23 protein-coding genes, 3 tRNA genes and 2 pseudogenes are annotated in these 26,213 nt (G+C 51.3%); 17 read left to right on the top strand and 11 right to left on the bottom strand.

Going from position 1 to position 26,213, the window contains the following annotated elements:
- Positions 1 to 674 precede the first annotated feature (674 nt).
- On the bottom strand, positions 675 to 1,988 hold the full coding sequence (locus tag HY272_02215) for a type II toxin-antitoxin system HipA family toxin (protein ID MBI3771505.1): 1,314 nt from the start codon (positions 1,986 to 1,988) through the stop codon (positions 675 to 677).
- Positions 1,982 to 2,314, bottom strand: coding sequence for a helix-turn-helix domain-containing protein (locus HY272_02210; GenBank protein ID MBI3771504.1), 333 nt, complete (start codon positions 2,312 to 2,314; stop codon positions 1,982 to 1,984). Before HY272_02210 ends, HY272_02215 begins: the two co-directional genes overlap by 7 nt.
- Positions 2,315 to 2,910: 596 nt before the next feature.
- On the opposite strand from HY272_02210, the pseudogene HY272_02205 reads away from it, so the two are divergent.
- Positions 2,911 to 3,156, top strand: a pseudogene (locus HY272_02205) (transposase).
- A 66-nt stretch (positions 3,157 to 3,222) separates the two neighbouring features.
- Here the strand turns inward: HY272_02205 and HY272_02200 are convergent.
- The 5 genes and pseudogenes from HY272_02200 to HY272_02180 form a co-directional block, all read right to left on the bottom strand.
- Positions 3,223 to 3,366: pseudogene (locus tag HY272_02200) on the bottom strand (histidine biosynthesis protein HisIE).
- Positions 3,367 to 4,514: 1,148 nt separating this feature from the next.
- Positions 4,515 to 5,129, bottom strand: coding sequence for a dCTP deaminase (dcd, locus tag HY272_02195; protein MBI3771503.1), 615 nt, complete (start codon positions 5,127 to 5,129; stop codon positions 4,515 to 4,517).
- On the bottom strand, positions 5,113 to 5,970 hold the full coding sequence (locus HY272_02190) for a hypothetical protein (GenBank protein ID MBI3771502.1): 858 nt from the start codon (positions 5,968 to 5,970) through the stop codon (positions 5,113 to 5,115). The genes dcd and HY272_02190 overlap by 17 nt, the downstream gene beginning before the upstream one ends.
- Before the next feature lie 172 nt (positions 5,971 to 6,142).
- Entirely contained in the window at positions 6,143 to 6,463 is a 321-nt protein-coding gene (locus tag HY272_02185; protein MBI3771501.1) for a hypothetical protein, read from the bottom strand.
- Between the two features lie 259 nt (positions 6,464 to 6,722).
- Positions 6,723 to 6,797: transfer RNA gene (locus HY272_02180), tRNA-Val, on the bottom strand.
- 120 nt (positions 6,798 to 6,917) lie between these two features.
- On the opposite strand from HY272_02180, the gene gltX reads away from it, so the two are divergent.
- From gltX to rlmKL, 7 genes are all read left to right on the top strand, one after another.
- The gene (gene gltX / locus HY272_02175) at positions 6,918 to 8,324 is read left to right on the top strand and encodes a glutamate--tRNA ligase (GenBank protein ID MBI3771500.1); all 1,407 of its coding nucleotides are present in this window, start codon (positions 6,918 to 6,920) and stop codon (positions 8,322 to 8,324) included.
- 50 nt (positions 8,325 to 8,374) lie between these two features.
- A tRNA-Ala gene (locus HY272_02170) sits at positions 8,375 to 8,450 on the top strand.
- Between the two features lie 21 nt (positions 8,451 to 8,471).
- Positions 8,472 to 8,547: transfer RNA gene (locus tag HY272_02165), tRNA-Glu, on the top strand.
- 459 nt (positions 8,548 to 9,006) lie between these two features.
- Positions 9,007 to 9,726, top strand: coding sequence for a tRNA (N6-threonylcarbamoyladenosine(37)-N6)-methyltransferase TrmO (gene tsaA, locus HY272_02160; GenBank protein ID MBI3771499.1), 720 nt, complete (start codon positions 9,007 to 9,009; stop codon positions 9,724 to 9,726).
- 107 nt (positions 9,727 to 9,833) lie between these two features.
- Entirely contained in the window at positions 9,834 to 10,349 is a 516-nt protein-coding gene (fabA, locus tag HY272_02155) for a 3-hydroxyacyl-[acyl-carrier-protein] dehydratase FabA (protein ID MBI3771498.1), read from the top strand.
- An 11-nt stretch (positions 10,350 to 10,360) separates the two neighbouring features.
- Entirely contained in the window at positions 10,361 to 11,578 is a 1,218-nt protein-coding gene (gene fabB / locus HY272_02150; protein MBI3771497.1) for a beta-ketoacyl-ACP synthase I, read from the top strand.
- Positions 11,579 to 11,753: 175 nt separating this feature from the next.
- On the top strand, positions 11,754 to 13,940 hold the full coding sequence (gene rlmKL / locus HY272_02145; protein ID MBI3771496.1) for a bifunctional 23S rRNA (guanine(2069)-N(7))-methyltransferase RlmK/23S rRNA (guanine(2445)-N(2))-methyltransferase RlmL: 2,187 nt from the start codon (positions 11,754 to 11,756) through the stop codon (positions 13,938 to 13,940).
- An 18-nt stretch (positions 13,941 to 13,958) separates the two neighbouring features.
- Here the strand turns inward: rlmKL and HY272_02140 are convergent, their stop codons facing one another.
- The gene (locus HY272_02140) at positions 13,959 to 15,593 is read right to left on the bottom strand and encodes a methyl-accepting chemotaxis protein (protein ID MBI3771495.1); all 1,635 of its coding nucleotides are present in this window, start codon (positions 15,591 to 15,593) and stop codon (positions 13,959 to 13,961) included.
- A gap of 257 nt (positions 15,594 to 15,850) precedes the next feature.
- Here HY272_02140 and HY272_02135 point away from each other — a divergent pair, with 257 nt between their 5' ends.
- Positions 15,851 to 17,773: a VWA domain-containing protein gene (locus HY272_02135; GenBank protein ID MBI3771494.1), complete on the top strand. Its 1,923-nt coding sequence runs from the start codon at positions 15,851 to 15,853 to the stop codon at positions 17,771 to 17,773.
- The gene (locus HY272_02130; protein ID MBI3771493.1) at positions 17,770 to 18,762 is read left to right on the top strand and encodes a hypothetical protein; all 993 of its coding nucleotides are present in this window, start codon (positions 17,770 to 17,772) and stop codon (positions 18,760 to 18,762) included. Before HY272_02135 ends, HY272_02130 begins: the two co-directional genes overlap by 4 nt.
- Here HY272_02130 and epmB read toward each other — a convergent pair.
- Entirely contained in the window at positions 18,745 to 19,797 is a 1,053-nt protein-coding gene (gene epmB / locus HY272_02125; protein MBI3771492.1) for an EF-P beta-lysylation protein EpmB, read from the bottom strand. The genes HY272_02130 and epmB overlap by 18 nt on opposite strands.
- A gap of 101 nt (positions 19,798 to 19,898) precedes the next feature.
- Between epmB and efp the strand changes: the two genes are divergently transcribed.
- The 3 genes from efp (at position 19,899) to HY272_02110 (ending at position 22,224) form a co-directional block, all read left to right on the top strand.
- A complete protein-coding gene (efp, locus tag HY272_02120; protein MBI3771491.1) occupies positions 19,899 to 20,468 on the top strand; it encodes an elongation factor P in 570 nt (189 codons plus the stop codon).
- A 155-nt stretch (positions 20,469 to 20,623) separates the two neighbouring features.
- On the top strand, positions 20,624 to 21,598 hold the full coding sequence (genX, locus tag HY272_02115) for an EF-P lysine aminoacylase GenX (GenBank protein MBI3771490.1): 975 nt from the start codon (positions 20,624 to 20,626) through the stop codon (positions 21,596 to 21,598).
- Positions 21,599 to 21,840: 242 nt separating this feature from the next.
- Positions 21,841 to 22,224, top strand: a complete 384-nt coding sequence (locus tag HY272_02110) for a PilZ domain-containing protein (GenBank protein ID MBI3771489.1) — start codon at positions 21,841 to 21,843, stop codon at positions 22,222 to 22,224.
- Positions 22,225 to 22,246: 22 nt separating this feature from the next.
- Here the strand turns inward: HY272_02110 and HY272_02105 are convergent, their stop codons facing one another.
- Both HY272_02105 and psd read right to left on the bottom strand, forming a co-directional pair.
- On the bottom strand, positions 22,247 to 22,465 hold the full coding sequence (locus HY272_02105) for a DUF3330 domain-containing protein (protein ID MBI3771488.1): 219 nt from the start codon (positions 22,463 to 22,465) through the stop codon (positions 22,247 to 22,249).
- Positions 22,466 to 22,565: 100 nt separating this feature from the next.
- Positions 22,566 to 23,426 carry a phosphatidylserine decarboxylase gene (gene psd, locus HY272_02100; protein MBI3771487.1) on the bottom strand — a complete coding sequence of 287 codons (861 nt, stop codon included), beginning with the start codon at positions 23,424 to 23,426 and terminating at the stop codon, positions 22,566 to 22,568.
- 107 nt (positions 23,427 to 23,533) lie between these two features.
- On the opposite strand from psd, the gene HY272_02095 reads away from it, so the two are divergent.
- The 4 genes from HY272_02095 to HY272_02080 all read left to right on the top strand — a co-directional run bounded on the left by HY272_02095 (position 23,534) and on the right by HY272_02080 (position 26,200).
- Positions 23,534 to 24,034 (top strand): nicotinamide-nucleotide amidohydrolase family protein, encoded by a 501-nt coding sequence (locus HY272_02095; protein MBI3771486.1) that lies wholly within the window; start codon positions 23,534 to 23,536, stop codon positions 24,032 to 24,034.
- On the top strand, positions 24,024 to 24,563 hold the full coding sequence (thpR, locus tag HY272_02090) for an RNA 2',3'-cyclic phosphodiesterase (GenBank protein ID MBI3771485.1): 540 nt from the start codon (positions 24,024 to 24,026) through the stop codon (positions 24,561 to 24,563). Before HY272_02095 ends, thpR begins: the two co-directional genes overlap by 11 nt.
- A 118-nt stretch (positions 24,564 to 24,681) precedes the next feature.
- A complete protein-coding gene (gene recA / locus HY272_02085) occupies positions 24,682 to 25,731 on the top strand; it encodes a recombinase RecA (GenBank protein ID MBI3771484.1) in 1,050 nt (349 codons plus the stop codon).
- A 10-nt stretch (positions 25,732 to 25,741) separates the two neighbouring features.
- A complete protein-coding gene (locus tag HY272_02080; GenBank protein MBI3771483.1) occupies positions 25,742 to 26,200 on the top strand; it encodes a regulatory protein RecX in 459 nt (152 codons plus the stop codon).
- Positions 26,201 to 26,213 lie beyond the last annotated feature (13 nt).

The raw sequence follows: 26,213 nt of genomic DNA, 5'->3' as shown, positions 1-26,213 counted from the left end.
TTGTGGTCGTGGACTATTCATCGCGCTAACCTTGAACTTGATACACCACCAACAGGAAAGGGACTCTTGCTTAAGGTTATATTTAAATTCAGTCTCTATAATTAACTTATTGTTAATTATCAGCTTTTTTCAAAAACAATATCATTTATAGTATCAGTTATACATATTGACATTAATGTATAACTACACTAGAGTATTGCATTGATTAATGCGGGCCTGCCTTGCCATACCTTGGTTTCGCATCGCGGCTGCCCAACGATCTATCCGTGACCATTCCGGATGAGTTCGTGAAGCCAGGGCGACTCCCTCAGAGCTTCCTAATAGTTAACTGAATCTTTTCGGTAAGTAGTTTCCCCATGGAATGGTGCTGTTCAGAGTTGCAGTTCGGGCTCGGATGTAAGATGGACGAAAGGCTGTTTCCAACAGGGAAAAATCTTCGTGTTCTTTGAGTATTGACGCGAAGTAACGTAGTAAATATTAAAGGCATCTGTAGAAGTGTGAGGGTAGGGGCTTAAGGTAAGGGAAATTCCGCATACGTCTTGGACAGGCGAAGCTGCACACACTGTGAAGAGGGTCCAGTGCAATATCCAATATGGATGTCGTATGCATCGGGCCCACTTCTTTTTTTTAGTCTTTACCGTCGACTCCAATCACGACTCGGCACCAGTACGCCGTCAATCTAGCATCAGTCTATGATTATGTGAAATCTCCTTTATCGTTTTATCATTGATGCCCGCTGTCTTCGCGAATTCCTGCCATCTTTCAACCGCACTTACCACGTCATGGATAACCTCATCGGGCTTCGACAAGCTTATTGAGTCACCCACGGCGATAAGATCTTCCTTCGTAAAATGATCGCGTTTACCGTTCAGAGTCATTTGATGCTGATTGGTCCACTTGCCGGCCGGGTTGTGTGAATATATGACATCGTACGCGGGAGATAATTTCCATTTTCCGTCCGCAGTCATCAAGAAAGAAATATTTTTGGTGTGATCGTCTAGATCGCGCGCAATGATGCTAAACACTATCCGTCGATATTGCTGAACGGCTTCCGCCTTGCTCAAGCGAAGTCTACGCATAACCGCGAATGCCTGCTCATAACTGTATGCTCCCGCCATATTAAAGTCATAATGTGCTATACCGCATAGTGATTGCATGTGAAGCTTTTCGCCATCAACACGATCAAAGCGCTTCGTCATGAAATGAGCACGTCCGCTTTCTTCCAGCAACCGGCATTCGGTCATATCGATGCCGGCGGCTTGTGCCATCAAATAATAAGCATATTCAATACGGCCGTACCCGCTCGGTTCACCCAACTCCAGATCGGTAACGCCATCAAATTTGAGTATCCAATAATCGTATCCCTCTGGCGCCGGAGCCTGTCCGGATAGGACATTCCCTTTGTCGTCCATGGCGATAACGGCCTTGGGTCGCGCGCCACCCGCGGAAGTGCCAACGCGCAAAATATCCATCACGGCATCGGCGTTGTCTTGTTCCGAACGCCCGAGGTTACCGCTCAGCGCCTTGCGTTCACTCATGATTTCCTGTGCCAACTCGATCAGCTCGGTGATCTCAATTGGTACTGACTTGTCGTATTTAGCGATAATCGCAGGAGAGAATTCCAGCGCCCCCATTCCGCGTTTGCCCATATAGCACAGTCTTTCTACGGGGCTGAACCCCGCGCCATCACGACTTTGCCGTGCCAGCCAGGCATCGATAATGCTGTTGCCGAATTTATCAGGCAGTGCATCCGCAAGCAGCCCTGGCAAACCAAGGAATGTATTTTTATTCAGAGAAGGAAACGAGAAAATCCCATCCCCTTTTCTGGCGTCATCCAGACTCATGTGGAGGGGGGAGATATCGAGCCCCTTTTTTAAAAAGGCCCTGTCATATTCAAAAACGCCGTAGCCGCGATCATCTAACCATGAGACGGCGCCGACGAGGTCGCCCCATAATGTCACTTTAGCCGTATCAACCCTTTTCACCATTCCGCCTTATCCTTGGCTTTATCCTTGAATCGCTCACCTGATGCTCTTTCACGCCCCTTGCCGTGCATCTTGGCCAACTGAATGGGGCTGATCGAAGGTTCTGGGATGAAGCTATTTAGATGGTCCAGCGCCCCAAGCTCTCTTAATACTGCGATGAGGGTTGATAGTTTCCCTCTGCCAGATTCAAGCGACTTGATAACATTGAGGGATAATGCCGTTGTCTCAGCCAGTTCTTTTTGGGTGACATTCTTTCGTAAGCGTAGCGCCCTGATACGCCTGCCCAGCTCTTTTTCTATCCCTTTATCTGAAAGCGAGTATAAGTCCATAAAATACCTAAATCGGTCTATTAAGCCGTATAAATAGCTGTAACAGCCATTAATTATGACCATTCTATAGATTCGACTTCAAAAGTCAAGACAGACTATTATCAATAGTCTATTTTAGGGCTATTAATGTCATATAATACAATTTATAGCCCATATTAAGGCTATTAAATAAAGTAAATCAGGAGTATTGGCTGGGGCGATCCATGGCTATTGCGGGGGAGGGGGGCAAACCTCGATTTGAGGGCCATCTCTTAACTGGGCTGTATCATTCCATTAGGCCACGTCATTCATACAAGGAACTCCAGATAGGGACGCATCACATTGACAACACGGCAGATCGCGGCATAGTGCCAGATCTCATTCATCATGCATAATAGTGGTCTGTCCCCTATTGCTCTCTATTGCTCTCTCCTATTGCTCTAGGGTATCGACAGATGCCTTTGAGGGGCTTGAGCCGTGCGCGGTGAAAGTCGCATGCACGGTTCTTAGGGGGCTAGGCGCAGGTAACTGCGCTTAGCTACCCGACCGCATCCTATGGCTCTTGTAATTAACCGTGGTCTGTCCCCTATTACGCTATTACCCCCCTCAACCCCCTGTTTGCCTATCCGCCCGAGATCCGCAAAGTCATCTACACCACCAACGCCATCGAATCCTTGAACAGCGTTATCCGCATCGCTACGCGTAAACACAAGATCTTCGCTCATGACGACTCGGCGTTTAAAGTGGTGTACTTGGCGATCCAACAGGCTTCAAAAAAATGGACGATGCCGATCCACAACTGGAAGATGGCCATGAACCGGTTTATGATCGACTTCGAGGATCGCCTCAAAAACTATGTTTAATCAACCGGGCGGTTACACAGAATTGTTTACAGGCTCGAGCTCTCCAGTATTTCCGGCTGTGCGAGTCTATCTTTTTGCGACTTTCCTCTTTGAAGCCTTCTTCTTTGCAGCTTTCCTCTTCGGGGCCATTTTCTTTGCGGTTTTCCTTTTTGCGACTTTCCTTTTCGGAGCCATTTTCTTTGCAGTTTTTCTCTTTGCAGCCTTTTTCTTTTCGCCCGCCTGGTGTTTGGCCAGCCACTCTTCGGCGTGGAAAAGATCTGCGTTAATGATGCCAGCCGCCCTTATCTCTTGAAGCTTAGCCTCTATAGTACTGAGATCTGAGGGGGCCATTAGTAATTGCATCAAAATTTTTTGGAGGTCCTTTTTAGTTTTGGCTGTAAGTCTCTTTTTGTTATATTTTTCATATAGTTTGGAACAACCTTCAATAAAACTCCTGATTGCAGCGTACTCTAATACGATTGCCATGGTGTTCTCCTAAATGAGGAAGGGGGCAAACTCCTCATTGAAACTATATCGTTTCGAAAAAATCATGCTTGTACGAAGGATGTTTCTTTCGTAGCGGCAAATTATCCGTGGAGCTTTAGTCCATCCATATTTTTATATGCGCCCGATTTCCATAAGTTGAGTAGCACTAAGGGAGCTATAGTTAAGTCATGCAGTTGCATTGAGTCAATGCCAGAAGCGGGCAAAGCCCCGGGCCAGTCAATCATGTCTTTGCGTGTGCTGTCAGTGGCTTATCAATTGAAACAAATGGTTTCGCCACTGATACTCACGGCGAGGGGGGCAGGGTGGCCTGATTCTTTGGCTAATATCACTTCGAGACCGTCCCATTTCCCTTTGGCTTCAAAAACCTGTAGAAAATTGAATAGGCTAGGGGGTGTTACATTCTTTGGGTCGCTACGGGTCGATACCACTCAGATAGTGAAATATTCTCGCGGTCACTTTAGAAAACTGGTTTTTTTGAGAGTGTATCTGGGGGGGCAGCACTTCCGCTGACCGCCATGGAGAGCGAAGCGGTGGCGGTGAGTCCCCGGATAGGCGACCCCGTCCGCGGACTCGTAGATGAGAGCGCTAGCGAGCGACGTAGAGGCTGCGGCAGCGGGTATAGTCGCCGTAGAGTCATTGTGGTAGCTATGTTGAGTGCCACGAGAGAGCGAAACGAACGATGTTGTACGAAAACGTAGCGGACGCAGGACGGTCGGGGCAAAAGGAATCAGTTGTCGCCTCAGCGAGTCAATTTATGGCATGGACGCCATAAATTGGTCACGAGGTAGCGACACTATCGGACTTGCGTGACCGTAGTGCGAGCCATTTTTTTATCTCCACAAAACTGAATATTACGAGGGTGGTGACGGTAATCAACGCGATTTAATTTTGTCCAATATTAAAAGCTCAGAGTCCATGTCTGCACGAGATACTGTTGGACGTACATCGCCATAATATTTTCTTTTTTCGCTGCCACGAATGTAGCTATTTCCATCGGCGGTTCTGAAAAGTCTGCACTGACACACCCGGGACCCAACAACAAGTTCTACGGCATTATTCCCATGATTAAAGAGCTCCAGAGGGATAGTTCCTCTGAAGCCTGGTTGCATCATTGTATTAACATGCACGCCCAAGCGGGTATAACTGCTTCTGCTTATTACATCTGCATATATGTTAGTTGGGAGTGCCACATATTCAAGTGTCGAGGTCAGGACTACTTGATTAGGGTAAAGAATAAATCGCTCACCGACATCTCTTCGGGTCTCCTGAAAAAATGACGATATCCCTCTTTGCTGATTGGCAGGTTCTTTGCCGATACCAATAAATGATTTTCTTGTGTAAATTGAAACAAGGAAGTCATAACCTAGTCTTAGGTCAATAGTTACACTTCCTATTTGATCGATGTCCAAGAGAGGCGATATAAAAAGGGAATCGTCATTATTGGATGATAATGATTCTAGTATCTCCGTTTTAGTTAAGAGTTGCATTTCGCCACTTTTCCGTAATCATCATGTTTCTTATCGACTTTTCAGTTAAATCATTGATCAAGGAATCAATTAAGGGTTCATCTAATTCGTTCCAAGGTGGTGCATTACGATTATGAGCTAACCTCAACATATCCCATGCGCTATCAGTGATTCCGTGAAGTTCTTCCACTGATTGAATTGTATATGGACGAATGCTGGAGAAATCACGGCTAATGTTTGGCTTTGAAAAGCGTATTGGTAGCTCGGGCAACCCCATGGACCGCAGAGTTTCTTTAAAATAATCAATCATGAAATCGGAACTGCCGGTAAGGAAGTTATCTATGCGTGATAATCGTTCCGAAGTCGCAGGGTGAGATAAGCTCACGGTAGCATCTGGCACGATGCCGGACAAAAAATGACGAATCGCGTGTCCCGTATAGCTTGCAGCAAATAAATCTGAAAAGAATTCTGCGCGATAGCTTTTTTCGCTCCAATAACCTTGGGTGCCAGGTTGGAAGTTGGGTGGCCATTTTAATAAAGTGTAGTTAACGACCCCGTGATTGATATCGATAAAGTGGCCTAGTTCATGGTAAAGCGCGATGTTGTAAAGGGGTTTGTGGCGATATAGGCGTGGCAATGCTATTTGAATTAGGTCAACATCGTAATTCACGCCAAGATATGAATTAACCATGGTGTTAAAATTGGGATCGACCTGCTGGAAAAAATAGTTTTGTTCCTGAATGATTGCGGTCGTGATAATGAAATCGCGTGAAGACCAGTCACTGAGGGCGGCTTCAAGCCCATATACAACTTCGTAAGGAATTTCCTTTGAAGTGCTACCAGCAAGAAACCTAGCGGCCACCCATAATCGTCTTGAAATGGAGCGGGAAATGTTTGGAGGTATATTGCTGTAATTATTTAATAACCTATCTGTAATTTCGATTAGATGAGCTAGGTAATTGGCTATGGCAGAAGAAAAATATGGCGTTCTCGTCAGCTCGATGAGTTGTCCTCGAAGCAGCCGTATATCCGTTTTAACAAACAGATTTATGCTCCATCTTATCTAATAACCGTGACGCAAGCATGGGGTCTATGCTATCGAAATCAGATATGCCTCTAAAATCATTAACAAGGTCATCATGGGACTGAATTTCTAAAGCGAGCTCTATAGACTCAGGGGAGGGGTTTTGTATATTTACTGTTGGGAATTGTAATAACAATTGAGCCTGCCTTATTACTGCTATGACATGCTCCTTTAACACTGGTGGAACATTAGCCTCTCCACGGTTTACGAGAAACAGCGTAAGCTTTAAAAGTTCCAGATTATCGTCATAGTTAGATTTGGCTGCCAACATTTTGTCTCCTTTCCATAAGCGTGCTCATAGAGCCTAAGTAGTCTATCGGACAGAAACAAACATTATTGAATCCAAGCGGTTAAGAAATACATAAACACAACCGGTGGTTGTGTTTATGACATATTAATGCACCATTTCATTAAAGATGTAAACCATTTTCTATCCATACTAAATGCCACGTTGGATGTTTAAAATTTGTACGATTTTCCGTACAAATTTCCGTATGAAGGAATTTAAAAAAGTAACTTATTGATTTAATTGGTGGGCGGTGCAGGGTTCGAACCTGCGACCCCTGCCGTGTGAAGGCAGTGCTCTCCCGCTGAGCTAACCGCCCGGAGAAGGCCGCTGATTTTACTGACTGGGCCTGGCGACGTCAATTTGGGTGGGCGGGGTGGGGCTGGCATTTGCTAGAATATCGCCCATTCCCGTCGCAGGCTCTAAAACAGGATTTTTTATGACCGTTCGTACCCGCTTTGCCCCCAGTCCCACCGGTTATTTGCACATCGGTGGTGCCCGTACCGCCCTGTTTTCCTGGCTTTACGCCCGTAAGCACGGTGGCGTATTTGTGTTGCGGATCGAGGACACCGATCTGGAGCGTTCCACGGCGGAGTCGGTCAATGCCATTCTGGAGGGGATGACCTGGCTGGGCCTGGATTACGACGAAGGGCCGTTTTATCAGACCCAGCGGTTTGATCGGTATAAAGAGGTGATTCAGCAGTTGCTGGATACCGGCCATGCTTATCGTTGCTACTGTTCTAAGGAACGTCTTGATGCCTTGCGTGAGCAACAGATGGTCAACAAGGAAAAGCCGCGTTATGACGGGCTATGCCGCCACGGGAAAGAACAGTCTGCGGATCAGCCGCATGTCATTCGCTTCAAAAATCCCGAAGATGGCGCGGTGGTGGTGGAAGATCAGATTCGCGGCCGGGTTGTGTTTCAGAACACAGAGCTCGACGATTTGATCATCGCGCGCACCGATGGCACGCCGACTTATAATCTTAGTGTAGTCGTCGATGATCTCGACATGAAAATTACGCACGTGATTCGCGGCGACGATCATCTTAATAACACGCCACGCCAGATCAACATTATCAAAGCGCTGGGTGGCGTGGCGCCGAGTTACGGTCATGTGCCGATGATTCTTGGTGAAGACGGTAAACGTCTCTCGAAACGTCATGGTGCGGTGAGCGTGATGCAGTATCGGGAAGAAGGATTTTTGCCTGAGGCGCTGCTGAATTATCTGGTGCGATTGGGATGGTCGCATGGCGATCAGGAAGTGTTTTCGCTCGATGAAATGCTGACTCACTTTGATGCCTGTAATGTGAATAATTCTGCATCGACCTTTAATCCGGGCAAGTTGTTATGGCTGAATCAGCATTACATTAAAACCAGCGATCCAGCGCATGTCGCGCATCATTTGAGCTGGCACATGGGGCAGCAAGGGATTGATCCAAGCACTGGGCCGCAGTTGGTAGAGATAGTGAAGGCTCAATGTGAGCGCGCCAAAACGCTGGTAGAGATGGCGCAAAACAGCGTCTTTTTCTACAAAGATTTCGACGCATACGATGAAAAAGCCGCGCAGAAAAATCTGACTGCCGATGTGCGCCCAGCATTGGCGCAATTGCGCGAGCGATTTGCAACAGTGGAATGGTCGCCGGAGCCGATTCATCAGGCGGTGAACGATACCGCCGAAGCCACGGGTTTGAAGTTGGGTAAAGTGGCGCAACCGTTGCGCGTGGCGCTGACGGGGAGCACTATATCGCCACCGATTGATGTCACCGTGCACTTGATTGGTCGCGAAAATAGCTTGCGTCGCATCGAGCGGGCGATTCACTATATTGATGCCCAAATCAAGGCGTAAACAGGCTTGACATCATAGGGTAACTAACGGAAAATGCGCGCTTCGTTTGCGGGGCTATAGCTCAGCTGGGAGAGCGCTTGCATGGCATGCAAGAGGTCGGCGGTTCGATCCCGCCTAGCTCCACCAAAAGGTAAATAGGTTTGTTGCGTCCCCATCGTCTAGAGGCCTAGGACATCGCCCTTTCACGGCGGTAACCGGGGTTCGAATCCCCGTGGGGACGCCATTTATACCCAAGGCCGGTCACTGCAAGGTGACTGGCCTTTTTATTTGCCTTTGGCATGGGCAAACCCTCCTCCCTCTGCCCTTGAAATTTCCCATTTATAGTCTATGGTAAATCTGAGGAAGCCGCTCAGGTTTCCGGGACGTCCATTAGTTAACTTATGGGGGAACATTATGGCGACTCATAATCGTAGTGCTGCTGATGATGATGCCATCATCGTCTTTGGTTCGGCGGCAATTGTCGCGCTCGTTTGGTTGTTGGCAAAAACGTTGTTTTGATCAAGCCGGGTGTTGTTCGACATGAGTAGTACCTTGTTTTTCTAGTCTAGTCATTTTGGGCGTTAGTTTTGACGCCTGCGATTTTGTCCTCTTAAGCACCTTAGAAGAGGACATTTTAGGGCCGCGCAATGCGGCCCTCTTGTTTTACAATGCCTCCTGTTATTTCTCTTCTGGATCGTCAACGATGGATTATTGTTTTCAGCCGATTGGGGTCATTCATTCCTGTTACAAAGATAAGTTCGGGGTGCCGCGGCAGCCCGGTTTGGTGTCTGCGGCGCGGGGTGAGCTGGAGTTGTTTCCGCCCTACGACCGGGAAGAGGCATGGGTGGGCTTGGAGGGCTTTTCACATGTCTGGATTCAGTTTGTATTTCATCATTGCCTGGGCCAGGAACAGCGGCTGAGCGTGCGTCCGCCGCGGCTAGGTGGGAACCGTAAGCTGGGGGTGTTTGCCACCCGTTCTACGCATCGGCCCAATCCCTTGGGCTTGTCGGTGGTGGAGCTGGCCGGGATGGAAAAGCGTAATGGCCGCATGGTGATGTTATTGCGGGGGCTGGATCTGGTCGAGGGGACGCCGGTCTTGGATGTGAAACCGTATCTGCCCTATGTCGATATGGTCAGTGCTGCCCGCAGTGGTTTTGCCGAGGCCGCGCCGTCCGTGCCGTTACGCGTGGAATTTAGCCCTGAGGCTGAGACGCGGTGCCAGCAATGGCAGCAGCGCTGGCCGGAGCTGCGCGAGCTAATCGTGGGAGTATTGGCGCTGGACCCGCGTCCGGCGTATCAGGAGCGCGATGATGGGCGCCGTCGTTATGGGGTGCGGCTCCATGATCTGGATGTTCAGTGGCGGGTTGAAGGTGAGGCAGTGCGGGTGGAGGCGCTGGTGCCGGTCACTCCAAACATTGATTAGGGGTCCACGTTTTCGCGGATATTTCTGTTATCATTGCGGTTTCGTTAAAAACCGGGGATGGGCGTGCCATCGTGGCGCGACCTGAAGCATAATTAAAACAAGAAGTTATGCAAAGACAAAATAGTTTTTCTAAAGAAGAGTTGCTTGCCTGCGGGCGCGGTGAAATGTTTGGTCCTGGGAATGCCCAGTTGCCACTGCCGCCAATGCTGATGTTTGATCGCATTACCCGGATTACCGAAGACGGGGGTGGGCATGGTAAGGGTGAGATTATCGCTGAGCTCGATATTCGCCCCGACCTTTGGTTTTTTGAATGCCATTTTCAGGGTGACCCGGTCATGCCTGGTTGTCTTGGTCTGGATGCCATGTGGCAACTAATCGGATTCTATCTCGGTTGGCGCGGGGGTCCCGGCCGTGGTCGGGCCTTGGGCGTCGGCGAAGTGGGTTTCCGCGGCCAGGTGACACCGGACAAAAAATTGGTAACCTATCGAATTGATATGACTCGAGTCATCATGCGCAAGCTCTATATGGGCGTGGGCGATGCCATTCTGGAAGTGGATGGCAGAGTGATTTATGAGGCCAAGAATTTGCGTGTCGGACTCTTTACTTCGACAGATCAGATGTGAGGAATTAAGACGTGAGACGAGTTGTCGTCACCGGAATCGGGATTGTCTCCAGTATCGGTAATAATCAGCAAGAAGTTGCTGATGCGCTAAAGGCGGGACGTTCTGGTATTGAATTTTGTGCTGAATATGCGGAGATGGGTTTTCGCTCTCATGTCCATGGTTCGATCAAGCTCGATGTGGAGCCCCTCATCGATCGCAAGCTGCGCCGTTTCATGGGAGATGCTGCCGCCTATAACTACATCGCCATGCAGCAGGCCATCGAAGATGCCGGTTTGAACGAGACACAGATCTCCAATCCACGTGCTGGTTTGGTGGTGGGGTCGGGGGGCGCTTCTCATGCCAATACTGTGGCCGCTGCAGACATTCTGCGTGAAAAAGGGATTCGCCGCGTCGGTCCCTACATGGTGCCTAAGACCATGGGAAGTACCACTTCGGCTAATCTGGCGACTGCCTTCAAGATCAAAGGTGTCAACTATTCAATTAGTTCTGCTTGTTCTACCAGCGCCCACTGCATCGGTAACGGCATGGAGCTGATCCAGATGGGTAAGCAGGACATTGTGTTTGCGGGCGGTGGTGAAGAATTGGGATGGGAAGGTTCCATGATGTTTGATGCGATGGGTGCCTTGTCGTCGAAATACAATGACCGTCCCACCGTTGCTTCACGTGCGTACGATGCAGATCGTGATGGCTTTGTCATCTCTGGCGGTGGCGGATTATTGGTGCTGGAAGAGCTGGAGCATGCGTTACAGCGTGGTGCGCGTATTTACGCCGAATTGGTGGGTTATGGTGCGACCTCCGACGGTTTTGACATGGTGCAACCTTCCGGTGAAGGCGCTACGCGTTGTATGCGGCTGGCGTTGGATGGAGTGAAGGGTAAAGTGGATTACATCAACGCCCACGGCACCAGCACCCCTGCGGGCGACATGAAGGAACTCGAGGCGATTCGTGCGGTGTTCGGTGATGATATGCCGGCAATCAGTTCCACTAAATCGCTGACGGGACACGCATTGGGCGCGGCCGGTGTCAATGAGGCCATCTACTCACTGCTGATGATGAAGCACAATTTCCTCTGCGCCTCGGCCAATATCGAAAATCTCGATCCTTTCGCCGAAGGGATGCCGATTTTGCGTGCGCGTCGTGACAATGTTCAATTGAATACCGTGTTATCCAACAGCTTCGGTTTCGGTGGCACCAACGCCTGTTTGGTGTTCCAGCGTTATCCGGGCTAGGTCTTTTTAACTTCTGTTTAACCACAGAGGCACAGAGGACACAGAGTATTATTTGCGAGGTTTTCATGCGTCGGCCTTTGTCTTTGAGGCATCGGTTAGGATCATGTCTTAGGTGTTGCTTTAATAATCTCTGTGCGCTCTGTGTCTCTGTGGTAAGGAATTTGATTCCATTCCAATGATCTCCCCTCAAACTTTTTTCGTCACTGCGCCCAAGGGTGTGGTGTCGGTGCTGATCGACGAGTTGCGTGAGCTTGGCGTGACTGAGTTGCGTGAGCAGCCTGCAGGAGTCGAGTTTAAGGGTGATTTGCAACTTGCTTATCGTATTTGCCTCTGGTCGCGCTGCGCCGGCCGGGTGTTGATGCCGCTGACACAATTCGATGCCGCTGATGCCGAGGCCTTGTATGCCGGAGTGCAGACCATCGACTGGAGCGAGCATCTAAATTCGCATTCGACGCTGGCCGTTGATTTCACCTCCACCAGCGGCGAGATACGCCATACCCAGTATGGCGCGCAGAAGGTCAAGGATGCGATTGTCGATCAGTTTCGTGACCGCTGTGGCGAGCGGCCGTCGGTCGATCTTGAGCGTCCCGATTTACGCATCAATGTGCATCAGCAGCGTAATCAGGTCACGGTGGGAATTGATTTGTCCGGTGATAGCCTGCACAAGCGCGGTTATCGGCGGCAAAGTGTGATCGCGCCGCTGAAGGAAAATCTGGCAGCGGCATTGTTGTTGCGCAGCGGTTGGCCCGAGATCGCCGCGCGTGGCGGATGTTTGCTCGATCCGATGTGCGGTTCAGGCACATTTCTTGTTGAAGCGGCGTGGATGGCCACTGATCGCGCGCCTGGGCTAGGGCGCGATTATTTCGGGTTTCTGGGCTGGCTTGGGCACGATTCGCAATTATGGCAACAACTGATGGCTGAGGCGCAGGCGCGCGCCGATGCGGGGCGTGCGCGATTGCCGAGGATTATTGGGTTTGATGTTGATCAAAAATCTGTAAATGCCACGCGTGAAAATATTGAGGCGGCAGACCTGGCGGATGATATCGTCGTCGCCCGGCGTGGTGTTGCCGAGTTGGTCAAGCCAAGTGGCTGTGACGCCGGTTTGTTGATGGTGAACCCACCGTATGGGCAACGGCTTGGAGAAGTAGAAGAGTTGCGTGGCTTGTACCGGCAACTCGGTGATCGTCTCAAACAGCAATTCGCCGGTTGGCAAGCGGCTGTTTTCACCGGCAATCCCGATCTCGCCAAAGAGATGGGCATCCGTGCACAACGCTGGCATACCTTTTTCAACGGTGCTCTGGAGTGCCGTTTGTTGCGTTTTGAAATCGATGCGCAATGGTTCATCGAGCGTCGAGCCGCTCAACCGCCGCGTCCGTTGGAACGTGAGGCGTGGGGGCCGGGTGCCGAGATGTTCGCCAATCGTTTGCGCAAGAATCTAAAGCAGCTCGGCGCCTGGGCGAAGAAGGAAAATGTAACCTGTTATCGGCTTTATGATGCCGACATGCCTGAGTACGCGCTGGCGATTGATGTGTATCAAGGCGAAAAATTATGGCTGCACGTGCAGGAGTACGAGGCGCCGAAAACGATCGATCCGGCCAAGGCTAAATTGCGGTTGCGGGAAGCGATAGCCATGTTGCTGGAAGTGTTGGCGGTGCCGTTGGAACAAGTATTTTTTAAAGTGCGGCGCCAGCAAAAAGGTAAGGCGCAATATGAAAAGGTCGCCGATGAGCGCGATTTTTATGTGATCGAAGAGGGTGGGCATCGTTTCTGGGTCAACTTCAGCGATTTTCTCGATACCGGTTTGTTTCTTGATCACCGCTTGACGCGGACTATCGTCGAATGCGAGGCCAAAGGTAAGCGTTTCCTGAATCTGTTCGCCTATACCGGTACGGTGACTGTTTATGCGGCGGCGGGCGGCGCCAAATCGACCACGACGGTAGATATGTCCAATACTTACCTCAATTGGGCACGCCGCAATCTGGAATTGAACAAGATTGCCGATGACCCGCACGAGTTTGTTCAGGCGGATTGTCTGCAATGGCTGGAACAGCAACGGAAGTCGCCGTGGGCGAAACGCTTCGATCTGATCTTTCTTGATCCGCCGACATTCTCGACCTCAAAACGGATGGAGAACACCTTTGATGTGCAGCGCGATCATGTGGCTTTGATACGAGCCGCCGTGGCGTTACTGGATAAAGATGGGATGCTGATCTTCTCTAACAACTTTCGTAAATTCAATCTCGATGCGGATGCGTTGTCGGACCTGAGTATCGAAGATATCAGCGCCAAAACCATTCCTGCGGACTTTGCCAGGAACCCGAAAATACACCGTTGTTGGCAGATTAGGGTGCGGCCGACTTAGCCGCACCCCAAGGATTTGTTAAGTTCTAAACTGGTTAACAGCTTGTTGCAACTGCGCGGCCAATTTTGCCAGCTGATCGGTGGCGACGATGGTTTGTTGTGATCCGTCGCCGGTTTGCTGCGCCAGATTGTTGATGCTGACGATGTTGCTGTTGACCTCTTCGGCGACCGCATTTTGTTCTTCGGCTGCGCTGGCAATCTGGGCGGTCATATTGGTAATGGTGCCCACCGCATCGGTAATCGATCCCAGTGCCGCGCCGGCTTGATTGGCCTTGTCCACGGCGCCTTCCGCCCGCTTGCGGCTGGTTTCCATGACGTTGACGGCTTCTTTGGCGCCGCTTTGCAGGCGCTCGATCATTTGCTGAATTTCCTGAGTCGACTGCTGGGTACGGCTGGCCAGGGTCCTAACCTCATCAGCGACCACGGCAAAGCCACGGCCTTGTTCGCCGGCCCGCGCTGCTTCAATGGCGGCATTCAAGGCGAGAAGATTGGTTTGCTCGGCGATGCCTTTGATCACATCCAGGACTTGGCCAATGCTTTGGCTGTCGTCGTTGAGGCGTTGCAGTACTTCAGCCGCATGATGAACTTCCTTTGACAGGCCGTTTATTTCGGCGATCGCATTGTTAACGATATTGCGGCCGTTGACAGATTCACGGTTGGCGACATCCGCAGCTTGCGCGGCATCCGTCACATTACGGGCCACTTCCTGAACGGTGGCGACCATTTCATTCATGGCGGTGGCAACTTGCTCAGTTTCCTGAGTTTGTTTTGATATGTTTTGGCCCGTTTCGTTGTTGATGGCGCTGAGCTCTTTGGCCGCCGCACTAAGTTGAGTAGATGAACCTGCGACCTCAGAAATGGTTTTCCGGATTTTCGCGATAAACTGATTAAATCCGCGGCAAACTTCCGTTATTTCATCATGCCCTTTGTCCGGCAGCGAGACATTCAGGTTGCCCTCGCCACGAGCCAGATCGGTGAACTGATAGGCAACCTGGGTGATAGGTTGAACGACAGATTTGACGATCCACAGGTAGGCAGCGATGGCAATAATAATGCCAACAATTATCACCGTAATTAAGGCACCGTAGGCAGTCGTGTGTATGGTTTCCAAAGAGGCTGCAAATTGCTCAACCGCGCCATCACCCTTGCGCTCGACTTCGACCAGGTGTTCGATGATATCTTTGGTTGCCTTTTCGAAGGCGACATTGGCGTTGCGCAAAGCGATGGCGGTGTCACCGCCAGGGTGGCTAGTATAGGCATCAAATGACTTTAACAATTCGTCACGGGCGTTATTGAATGCGTCATCTATTTCTTTTAAATGGTCGAGCAGTGCGGGTTCCAGGATTTTGGCATCGATCAGGCGGTTGGTCGCCTCCTCGCCAAATTTTTTACCCTCGTCAATTTGCTGGTGCAGTTCCGAGGCATTTTCAACATTGCCCCCATGGGTCAGCATGTTGATGGCGATGACCTGCTTCTGGATAGAAATTTCCGTCTCCATCGCGCCATCGGCGGTGTCCCAGGCAGGGCCCGTCAGGTAGGTAATACCTTTGTCGAGATAACTGGCAGCGAAGTAACCAGTACCACCACTGACCAACAAGAGTGCCGCCATAGTGCCAAAGGCCACAGCAATTTTGCCGCTGATTTTGAGTTGCATACTTAAAACCCCGATCTGTTGATTATGTTTTCACGGATCGACTGACAATTCTTGACTGAAATCGTCATCCTAGTGATTAGGTCGGCTGCTATCAGAAAAGATTTATACATAATATTTGTATTGGTGTTCGAGTGAAGACAAATCGTCGTGTGTCCACTCTATTAAAGCCTTGAGCTATAAGGTCGATAATTGAATTAACGGAGCGCCATCGGGGTGGTTTGGCGTAGAGAGCGTTTTTCAAGGATGCGGGGATGCGCATGCGTTCAAGGACACTATTAGCAGCGATGCTTTGGTTGAGTGGCGCAATGACGATGGTCATGGCGGCGGCTCAGGAACCTATTAATGATGTCCGGATACTGATTGATATCTCCGGCAGCATGAAAAAAAACGATCCACAGAATTTGCGGGTTCCTGCCTTACGGCTCGTTACGCAGCTTTTGCCAGACGGCTCACGCGCCAGTGTCTGGACCTTCGGTCAGTGGGTTAATCCACTGGTACCGCTTAAAACAGTTGACGCGCAGTGGAAAGAGCAAGCCTATGCGGCGGCTAATGACATCAATTCCCACGGACTGTTTACCAATATTGAAGGCGTGCTCGAAAAATCCACCCAGGATTGGAAGCAGCCGGATAAGAACAGTCATCGCAGTATTATTTTTCTCACCGATGGTTTGGTGGATATCTCAAAACAGCCGGAGGAGAACGCGGCTGCACGGACCCGGATTCTGGAAGATACGTTGGCTCGCTTGCGTGATGCGGGCGTGGTGATTCACACCATCGGTCTGGCGGATGAAGTAGACAAACCATTTTTGCGCCAATTGTCGGCAACCACCAAGGGCTGGTTTGAAGAGGCGCGTACGGCTGAGCAATTGGAGCGGGTTTTTCTGCGCATGTTTGAAAAATCGGTGCCAACGGAATCATTGCCAATGGAGGATAACAAGTTCAATGTGGATTCCAGCGTTAAGGAAGTGACATTGCTAGTTTTTCGGCAAGAAGGATCACAAGATTCAAAAATTGTGTTGCCGGGGGGCGAAAAAATCGATTTTCGTTCAAACCGAGAAGGTTTGCGTTGGCGGCATGAGGATCGCTACGATTTGATTACCGTCGCCGATCCACCTGCAGGCGAATGGAAGATCCAGGCCAAACTCGATTCCGATAATCGTGCGATGGTGGTGACCGATCTCAAGACCAAGGCATCAACGCTGCCAAACGTTATGCTAGTGGGTGATGTTAAGCCTTACGCCCTACAGTTAGCCCAACAAGGTAAAACCATTACCGAAAGAAAGTTCCTTGATTTGTTGAAGATTGATGTGGCACGTCATCGCGATGGCAAGGAAGAGCAGCGTAGCGTCTTGACAGATGATGGTCAGGGTGGAGATGAGAAGAAAGATGACGGTGTCTTCACCACGAGGATTGGCCAATACCTGCCCGCAGGTCAGTATGAATATCAGTTGCGAGTGGATGGTACTACCTTTCAGCGTTCAAATCGGCAGACGGTGAAGGTGGTCGACACGCCGGTGACAGTGAGTGTGCGTAAGGTTAAAGAGGGCAGTCCAGCGGTATATGGTTTGAGCCTGGTGCCTTATGCCGACATCGTTAATCCTGAAACGTTGTTGATTGAAGCAGTGGTGAAAAAAAACGATGGCAGTCAATCAAATGTTAATGTGCCGCGCGTGGGACCCAATGAGTGGCGGGTAGATGTGCAAGTTAAGCCGGGTGAGCGTTATGATATTTCGTTGTCGGTACAGGCCGATCGTATTGAAGGCAAGCCTCTGAATCTGGGTGTCGGCCCTTACACTGTGACCGAAGGCGCGGAGGTGGAGCCCAAAGCCGCAGAGCCACCTAAACCCGTCGAAAAACCCGCAGAAAAGCCTGCGGCAAAGAAGCCTGAAGTAGCCAAGAAGCCTGAAGTCAAAGCAAGCGATGTTGCTGCGAAGAAGGATGCCGGTCCGGACTGGATAGAGATCGTGTTGAAGATTTTAGAGCTCAATGTGGTACTCAGCGGTGTAGGGTTCGGCGTTTACTGGAAGTGGTTCCGGAAACCAAAAGTCGTCGCTGAGGGCGATGAAACGAAAAAACCTAGGAAGAAATGGAACTGGTTAAAGTGGTTCCGGAAATCAAAGGCTGCCGATGTAGAAACGGCTGAAGAAAAATCCGAAGAGAAGAAGGGCGAGAAGAAGTGATTTCGATTGATCCCACAATCCTGATCGTCATGGGTGAAATCATTCTTGCCTTGGTGGTTGTGATTGCAGTGATTCTGGCGCGTTGGATTACGCTTAAGAAACGCGACAAGGCGGCAGTGATCGCGCTGGAAGGGCGGTTGACCCGTAACGAAGATAAACGCCAGGAATGGTATCACAATATTCTGACGGAGGGGGAGGAAGAGCCCGATTCAGCATTTAAAGAGATGGCGCATGGTTGGGTGGAAAAAGAAAACAATTTTTATGGCAAGTTGATCGAGATGTATATGCATCGCAATAGCACGGCGATGAGTAGCCTTGATAAGTTGTTGCATGACTACAGCTCTTCTTATTTGGAGCTGGTGGTCATGATGCGTGATCGATTGGGAAATCAGCAAGCGAATATCAATGAGGAAACCAGGGCGCAGATCGAACGCATGGCCGAGGAAGGAGTGAAAATAGCGCAGGAGATGGAGATACTGCGTGGTGAAAATGAACGCCTTAGCAAAGAGCTGGCGAGTGCGTATTCTGAGATAGAACAGGCGATGAAGGAATACAGCATGGCCTTTCGTCCTGGGGGTATGATGGGATCGAATGTTGCACCCGCTGCACCAGCGCCAGCGGTTGAATCACAGCCGACTCCGAGCGAAGAAGAGATGCCGGAGAATGAAGCTGAAGGTATAGCAGAGCCGATGGTGGCGACGTTTGCGCCGGAGCAAGAGTCAGGAGCGGCTGCGGAGTCCGAGTCTTTGCCAGTAATGGATGAGATGGTTGAAGAACCGGCCGAAACCACTATTCAGAATGAGCCGCCAACCCTGGGAAAAGAGACGCCTGCAATAGCCGCGACTGTTGCTGTTGACGAGTCAAAGATATTGGCGGCGCTGGAGTCCTCGGAGGATGAGATTGAATTGCCTAAAATAGACGTGAGTGATGATGTGATTGATCTGGCGGATGAAGCTTTGGATAAGGAAAAGTCAAAAAAGAAACTGTAGTAGGGGCGATTCATGAGTCGCCCCTACATTTGTCGCCGGAATTTTATAAGGCGCGCCCGCAACTTCTCTTACCAGTTGCGGCACCAGATAGCCCGGGAGCTTGTGTCTGAGTGCCTCGATCAAAACGTGTGCCTGTGCTATTGGAACGTCAAAATGGGCTGCGCCTTGCACCCGATCCAGAAGATGCAGGTAATAGGGAGTCACGCCGTGCTCAAACAGGCGTTCGCTGAGTTCAATGAGTGTTGTGGCATTGTCATTGATCCCCTTCAGTAATACGGCCTGATTAAACAAGGCGACGCCATGTGTGCTCAATGTGGCCAACGCCGTAGCAACGTGGTGATCAATCTCATTGGCGTGATTGCAATGCATTACAAACACAGGTTTGAGACGCGAGTTGTCGATCCACTTCAATAAACCGTTATCAATACGTTCCGGTAACACAATCGGATAGCGGCTATGCACGCGCAGGCGTTTGAGGTGTGGGATCTCATTAAGCTGTGCCACCAAATCAGCCAGGTAATGATCGGCGAGTGAAAGCGGATCGCCCCCGCTGAGAATGACCTCATGGATTGTTGTGTCAGCGGCGATAGGTTCAATAATGGCTGTCCAATCCTGATGATTACCTTTGTGGTCGCCGTAGGGGAAATGACGGCGGAAACAGTAACGGCAATGAATGGCGCAGGTGGCGGTAGCGAGTACCAATACCCGCCCTTGATATTTCTGTAACAGGCCGCGGCCACTGACTGCGTTCTGATCACCCACAGGATCGACGGAGAAACCCGGGGCCAGCGCTAATTCCTGGCCTAGAGGCAATACCTGGCGCAGCAAGGGGTCGTTGGGATCGCCCTTTTTCATGCGTGCTACGTATCCACGGGGAACACGCAGCGGAAACTCGGCATTGGCGCTAAGGATATCCGCCAGATTGAGGTGTTCCAGATCCAGCAGCTGTAACAACTCTCGCGGATCGCGGATGGCCATTGCCAGCGATTTTTGCCAGGTAGCTGGCGGCCAGGGGGTGGTGATGGGCGGTAACATGTTTTCGCGCCGGGACCGATTTATGCGATAATTGCGGGCCTTTAGTATACCGTATGGCAGCGGTATCTGGCCGCTCCCGGCAAACGCATAACGAGGACGATATGTCGACAATTAGCACTAGTGAATTCAAAGCTGGCCTCAAGATCATGCTCGATGGCGATCCCTGCGCCATCGTTGAAAATGAATTCGTGAAGCCGGGCAAGGGGCAGGCCTTTAGCCGAGTGAAGATCCGGAATCTCAAGACCGGACGCGTTATCGAGCGTACCTTCAAATCCGGTGATACCGTCGAAGGTGCCGACGTGGTGGATGCTGAAATGCAGTATCTCTACAACGATGGTGAGTTCTACCATTTCATGAAGCAGGATGGCTTTGAACAATACGCCGCTAGTGCAACAGCCGTGGGTGATACTGCTAAATGGATCAAGGGTGAAGAGATTTGTATCGTCACCTTGTGGAATGATTCACCACTGGCCGTGGCACCACCTAATTTTGTCATCCTGCGCATCACCGATACCGATCCCGGCGTGCGTGGTGATACCTCTGGCGGCGGTGGTAAACCCGCAACCCTGGAAACCGGCGCCGTCGTGCGTGTACCCCTGTTCGTCGATCTCGGCGAACTGATCAAGGTTGATACGCGTTCGGGTGAGTACGTTTCCCGCGTCAAGGAATAATCCAATATCTTTCACCACAGAGGCACAGGGGACACAGAGAAAATTCATGATCTTATTCAAATACTGGATTCACCCGCTCGGGGAATCAGCTCAGTGAATTTTTGTGTCCTCTGTGTTCTCTGTGCCTCTGTGGTTCAACAGTGGTTTTCAGGATAATGACTTCTGAAATAGACTGGCGTCCCAGCGCATCACTGGCACAACTGCAATTACGGGCCCGGGTTCTGGCGAGAATCCGGGCTTTTTTCGCAGAGCGCAATATCATGGAGGTGGAAACACCGCTACTGGCAGAGGGTGGTTCCACCGATCCCCATCTGGAAAGTTTCATCTGTCGCTATCGTGGGCCCGGTGCCGCCGAGGGTCGCGATCTATATCTGCAAACTTCACCTGAGTTTGCTATGAAGCGGCTGCTTGCTGCGGGCAGCGGGCCGATCTTCCAAATCGGTAAGGCCTTTCGCAACGGCGAGGCGGGCGCGCATCACAATCCTGAATTCACCATGCTGGAATGGTACCGGCCGGGATTTGATCACCTCATGCTCATGACGGAGGTCGATACACTGGTGTCTGTGATGCTGGGGACGCCTGCCGCCGATCGCATTACCTATCGCGAACTTTGCCAGACACAGCTGGGCATTGATCCGCATGCTGTTTCCGTAGAACAATTACGTGCCTGCGTTGAACGGCATGACATCCACACCACTAATTTATCAGCCGGGCTGGATATTGATGGCTGGCTGGCGCTGTTGTTCACTCATGTGCTGGAGCCAAAGCTTGGGCAAGCGCGGCCGCTGTTTGTTTACGACTATCCACCCTCGCAAGCGATGTTGGCGCAGGTGCGGCCCGGCTCTCCGCCTGTCGCCGAGCGCTTCGAGCTGTATGTTAAAGGTATGGAACTCGCCAACGGGTTTCATGAACTGACGGACAGTATCGAACAAGCACGGCGCTTTGCCGCAGATTTACAGCGCCGGAATGAGCTGGGATTGCCGCCGGTGACTGTGGATCGGCAACTGTTGGCCGCACTGGCCCATGGTTTACCGGATTGTGCCGGCGTGGCGCTGGGGATTGATCGTTTGCTGATGTGTGCCGCTGGGGTGGCAAACTTGGGGGCGACCTTGGCGTTTCCTATTAAATAAGTCTAGCATTTAAGTGAAGTGTCGGAAAAGTTTACACTTCAAAGCGAATTGTGATTTTTTGAAAAGCTAAAGGCGTGGAGCGGTAAAGGCGCTGACTTTTATATCATTGTTTATAATAAGTTTTTAGGTAAATGATCATTAATATCTTAAACTGGTATAAAAATTGCTAGCATATTTAATGCGGTATTGTGCTTGATGTAAAAGTTGTTTAGTCGGTAGCGATAAAAATCAAGGGGTGGCAGGTGGATGATAATAATAACAAACAGCAAATAACGAGCACGCAAAAGGATGATGCCATGGAGCGACGGTGGACAACTCGCACGCCAGCCAGACTGAACGTCGACCTCTATTTCCAGTCGATGGAAGTCGTGAATTGCCAGACCCGTGATGTCAGTTTCGGCGGGGTGTTTCTGGAACTGCATCAATGGGTGCCGCCGATGGAGGCGTCGGTGGATTTGGTCTTCCGGTTGGGGGAGGCAACCAACTATCGTAAATACCGCATCCCGGCCAAAGTGGTGCGTGCCACGGATAATGGGGTGGGGATCATGTTCCGCGACTTCGATGCCGCTGCCTTCCGCTCATTGCGGGAAGTGTTGCGTCACCGCGATGAGACCGTTACCCATTAAGTTATAGTTCTTGACAGCCTGGTTAGGGGGATTTTGGTTTGGTCGAAGAAGTCTTCTTTTTTGGCCGATCTCCCTTGCGGGCTTGCCGATGCTCCCACTTGTCAAAGCAGTCACTGCCGCAAAAATAAAGCACATAGTCTGGCCCCTCATAACTCTGGGCGACTGACGCCGGAATCTCTTTCATGCATACCTCGCAAGTCAGGAGCGGGCCTTGTGGTGTGTGGCGATTGGGTTGTCCCATGCAAACCTCTTGGTTATCTTATTTAACAAACATACTTAAATAAACATAGCAGCAAATGGCCGTTAAGTTAAAGAGGTTTGCAAATATCCCGAGATTTTAGTTAAAGGATCTGAGCGATTGCCTCGCCCATGCGCGTAGTTTGGCCCGTTTTTAAATCGGGATTCCACTGCGCCTTGCCTGGGCCAAAGAGCAGAATGACGGTCGAGCCCATATTAAAGCGGCCCATTTCGGCGCCTTTTTCCAGTGTCGGTGCCTGGTCATCAAAACGGCGGTGTTCAAAGTCGCGCAACATTCTGTCGCCATAATTGCCGCTCCACACTGTTTCGATGCCGGCAACAAAAATCGCGCCGATGGGGATCATCGCCATCGGTCCGGCAATGGTATCGAAAATCGCCACCAAGCGTTCGTTGCGGACAAATAATCCGGGCACCGTGCGCGTGGTGGCGGGATTGACGCTGAACAGCCGTCCCGGAACATACACCGTTTCCCGTAATGTGCCAGTGAGCGGCATATGAATGCGATGATAATCGCGCGGCGAAAGATAGATCGTGGCAAACGTGCCGTCCTCGAAAAGATCGGCGAGATGTTGTTGGCCGCCCAGCAGCGTCAACAGGTTGTAATCAAGACCTTTGGCTTGATAGACGCGACCATGAGTGATGGCGCCAGCCTCGCTGACCGTGCCATCGACCGGGCAGGCGATGGCATTCGGATCGGCAGCAATCGGGCGCACACCCGTGCGCAACGGACGGGTGAAAAAGGTGTTGAAATCGGGATAACGCTCCGGATTAGGCTCCTGCGCCAGACTCATATCGACTTGATAACGACGCACGATGGTGCGGATCAGCCAGTTCTTGATCGTAGTTTGCCGGATGCGCATCACATGATAAATTACGCGCGACAGCCAGTGGTGGGGCAGCGGATATTGGAACCAGGACTGGAGGCGCTCGATTAATGGGGGCATGTTCTCTATAACTATCTTGGGCAGGCGTCGATGCCGGCGTATGCTACCGTAAAAGAACGGAAATCCAAAACCTAAGCGGGTTAAACGCAGTGAGCCGGGAATGATCGATGCAACGTTATGATTTGAGCGCCCTGGCAGAGGCGGTGGGGGATGCCCTGCATGAGCGGGGTTTGATGCTGGTGACGGCGGAGTCATGCACCGGTGGGGGTGTGGCGCAGAGGATTACTGCCATCGCCGGGAGTTCGGAATGGTTCGAGCGCGGATTCGTGACTTATACCAACCTCTCAAAGGAGGAGATGTTGGGAGTGACTCACAAGACGCTGATTCAGCACGGCGCCGTCAGTGAGGAGACGGTGCGAGAGATGGTGACCGGTGCGCTGGCGCGGAGTCATGGCCATGTGGCGGTGGCAGTCAGCGGCATCGCCGGGCCAGGGGGCGGATCGCTCGACAAGCCGGTCGGCATGGTGTGGTTCGCCTGGGGTGGCGTGGCCTATCCCATGGTCAGCCGCTGCGTGCATTTCAGTGGCAATCGGGCCGAGGTGCGGACACAGGCGGTGGAAGTGGCCCTGCTGGGTATATTGGAATTGTTAACCGGCCGTGCCCGCTAGAGAAGCATTAAAGTCACAACGATTGTTTTTCGCCCTCTGGCCGGAGGCCGCGCTGCAAGAAATCTGGGCCAATTGGGCACAACAGGCGCTCCCTGCCGGCATCGGCCGTTTAATTCCCGCGGCCAATTTGCATATAACCTTATTCTTTCTCGGAGATGTAGCTGAAGATCAGCAGTATTGCGTCGAAAACGCGGCTGATGGCGTTCATGCACCGCGTTTTAATCTGTGTCTGGAGCGGCTCGGCTATTGGCGCAGACCGCAGGTTGCCTGGCTGTCGCCACAAACCACACCGTTCGCGCTGCAACAGCTCGTCAGCCAGTTACAACAAGGGTTGGAGAGGTGTGGATTCAAACCCGATCCCCGGCCCTATCAGGCCCATCTCACCCTGGCGCGCAAGGTGCGGCGTGGACCGCCGGCAGTTCGTCCCGAACCGGTGGCATGGCCGGTCGATCGCTTTGTGCTGGTGCGTTCTGAGTTAAATCAAACAGGCTCGAACTACGAAGTCATCCGTGCTTGGCCACTGGACTAGGCGTTTGTGGCTTTTCCCGTTTCCCCTTTCCCCTGCCCCCTGTTCTTATGTGATAATGCGGCGGAGGCATGGCCGCGCCAAGCCGGAAGTTCAAAGATCAACCGAGGGGAAAGACGTAATGGATGATAATAAGCGCAAGGCACTCACCGCAGCATTGGGACAGATTGAACGCCAGTTCGGCAAGGGTTCGATCATGCGGATGGGTGATGAAACCGTTGCCCGTGATGTGTCTGTTGTATCTACAGGTTCTCTAGGCCTGGACGTCGCGCTAGGTATCGGCGGTCTGCCGCGTGGTCGTGTGGTGGAAATTTATGGTCCCGAATCTTCCGGCAAGACGACGCTGACCCTCCAGGTCGTGGCTGAAATACAGAAAATGGGTGGCACAGCGGCCTTTATCGATGCCGAACATGCGCTGGACCCGAGTTATGCCGCCAAGATCGGTGTTAATGTCGATGACCTGCTGGTGTCGCAGCCGGATACCGGCGAACAGGCGCTGGAAATTACCGACATGCTGGTACGTTCGAGCGCCGTTGATGTGGTCGTCATCGATTCTGTGGCCGCACTGACGCCAAAAGCAGAAATCGAAGGCGAGATGGGTGATACCCATGTTGGTCTGCAAGCGCGGCTGATGTCGCAGGCGTTGCGCAAGCTCACCGCCAACATCAAGCGTTCCAACACGTTGGTGATTTTCATCAACCAGATCCGCATGAAGATCGGCGTTATGTTCGGCAATCCCGAAACGACGACCGGTGGTAACGCGCTCAAATTTTACTCTTCTGTCCGTCTTGATATTCGCCGTACCGGTGCGATCAAGAAGGGTGACGAAGTGATCGGTAACGAAACTCGTGTCAAGGTCGTCAAGAACAAGGTGGCGCCACCGTTTAAAGAAGCCAACTTCGAAATCCTTTACGGCGAAGGTGTGTCACGCGAAGGTGAGATCATCGATATGGGGGCCAAAGAAGGGTTGATCGATAAATCCGGTTCCTGGTACAGCTACAATGGCAACCGTATTGGCCAAGGCAAGGATAATGTGCGTCAGTTCCTCAAGGACAATCCTTCAGTCTCACAGGAAATCGAGGCCAAGCTGCGCGCCAAGTTGTTGACCAAAGTGGTTGCAGCTCCAGCGGCGATTGAAGATATTGCTGCTGAGATCGAGGCAGAGGTTTGATCCTGCGCTAATGGCATCGCCGCAACAAGAGTGCCGGGCAGCCGCCCTCCGGTGGCTGACCCGGCGCGAATATTCCCGGCACGAATTGCAACAAAAATTGCAGACAAAAGGTTTTGAGTCGGCGGTTATCGAATCAGTGATTGCCGAGTTGCTGCGGGAACGGTATTTGTCCGATGAGCGATTTGCCGAAGCACTGGTGCAGTCGCGAGTGAATCGCGGTGTTGGTCCGGTGCGGTTGCGGCAGGAATTGCGGCAACATGAGTTGAATGATGATGTCGCCACGCCAATGCCGAGTGAGGCTGAGTGGCGGCGGCGGGCGAGTGAAGTGCGGCGCAAGCGTTTTGGGGCGCAAATGCCGCAGACCTATGAAGAACGGGCAAAACAGATGCGATTTTTACAATATCGCGGGTTTACGACGGAACAAATTAACGCTGTGATGGCAACAGAAGATATTGCAGAAACAGAATAACTTTTTTTCAGAA

The organism is Gammaproteobacteria bacterium (genome assembly GCA_016200485.1).
In the GTDB taxonomy this organism is placed as follows: Bacteria; Pseudomonadota; Gammaproteobacteria; order Tenderiales; family Tenderiaceae; genus JACQEP01.
The sequence above is the reverse complement of the archived record's forward strand: the minus strand, read 5'-3'. Positions and strand labels throughout refer to the sequence as shown.

Bases quoted from the DNA above. Each gene is read 5' to 3' on its own strand.
- HY272_02215 (MBI3771505.1), bottom strand. From the start codon at position 1,988: ATGGTGAAAAGGGTTGATACGGCTAAAGTGACATTATGGGGCGACCTC.
- HY272_02210 (MBI3771504.1), bottom strand. From the start codon at position 2,314: ATGGACTTATACTCGCTTTCAGATAAAGGGATAGAAAAAGAGCTGGGC.
- dcd (MBI3771503.1), bottom strand. From the start codon at position 5,129: ATGCAACTCTTAACTAAAACGGAGATACTAGAATCATTATCATCCAAT.
- HY272_02185 (MBI3771501.1), bottom strand. From the start codon at position 6,463: ATGTTGGCAGCCAAATCTAACTATGACGATAATCTGGAACTTTTAAAG.
- gltX (MBI3771500.1), top strand. From the start codon at position 6,918: ATGACCGTTCGTACCCGCTTTGCCCCCAGTCCCACCGGTTATTTGCAC.
- tsaA (MBI3771499.1), top strand. From the start codon at position 9,007: ATGGATTATTGTTTTCAGCCGATTGGGGTCATTCATTCCTGTTACAAA.
- fabA (MBI3771498.1), top strand. From the start codon at position 9,834: ATGCAAAGACAAAATAGTTTTTCTAAAGAAGAGTTGCTTGCCTGCGGG.
- rlmKL (MBI3771496.1), top strand. From the start codon at position 11,754: ATGATCTCCCCTCAAACTTTTTTCGTCACTGCGCCCAAGGGTGTGGTG.
- HY272_02140 (MBI3771495.1), bottom strand. From the start codon at position 15,593: ATGCAACTCAAAATCAGCGGCAAAATTGCTGTGGCCTTTGGCACTATG.
- HY272_02135 (MBI3771494.1), top strand. From the start codon at position 15,851: ATGCGTTCAAGGACACTATTAGCAGCGATGCTTTGGTTGAGTGGCGCA.
- epmB (MBI3771492.1), bottom strand. From the start codon at position 19,797: ATGTTACCGCCCATCACCACCCCCTGGCCGCCAGCTACCTGGCAAAAA.
- efp (MBI3771491.1), top strand. From the start codon at position 19,899: ATGTCGACAATTAGCACTAGTGAATTCAAAGCTGGCCTCAAGATCATG.
- genX (MBI3771490.1), top strand. From the start codon at position 20,624: ATGACTTCTGAAATAGACTGGCGTCCCAGCGCATCACTGGCACAACTG.
- HY272_02105 (MBI3771488.1), bottom strand. From the start codon at position 22,465: ATGGGACAACCCAATCGCCACACACCACAAGGCCCGCTCCTGACTTGC.
- psd (MBI3771487.1), bottom strand. From the start codon at position 23,426: ATGCCCCCATTAATCGAGCGCCTCCAGTCCTGGTTCCAATATCCGCTG.
- HY272_02095 (MBI3771486.1), top strand. From the start codon at position 23,534: ATGCAACGTTATGATTTGAGCGCCCTGGCAGAGGCGGTGGGGGATGCC.
- recA (MBI3771484.1), top strand. From the start codon at position 24,682: ATGGATGATAATAAGCGCAAGGCACTCACCGCAGCATTGGGACAGATT.
- HY272_02080 (MBI3771483.1), top strand. From the start codon at position 25,742: ATGGCATCGCCGCAACAAGAGTGCCGGGCAGCCGCCCTCCGGTGGCTG.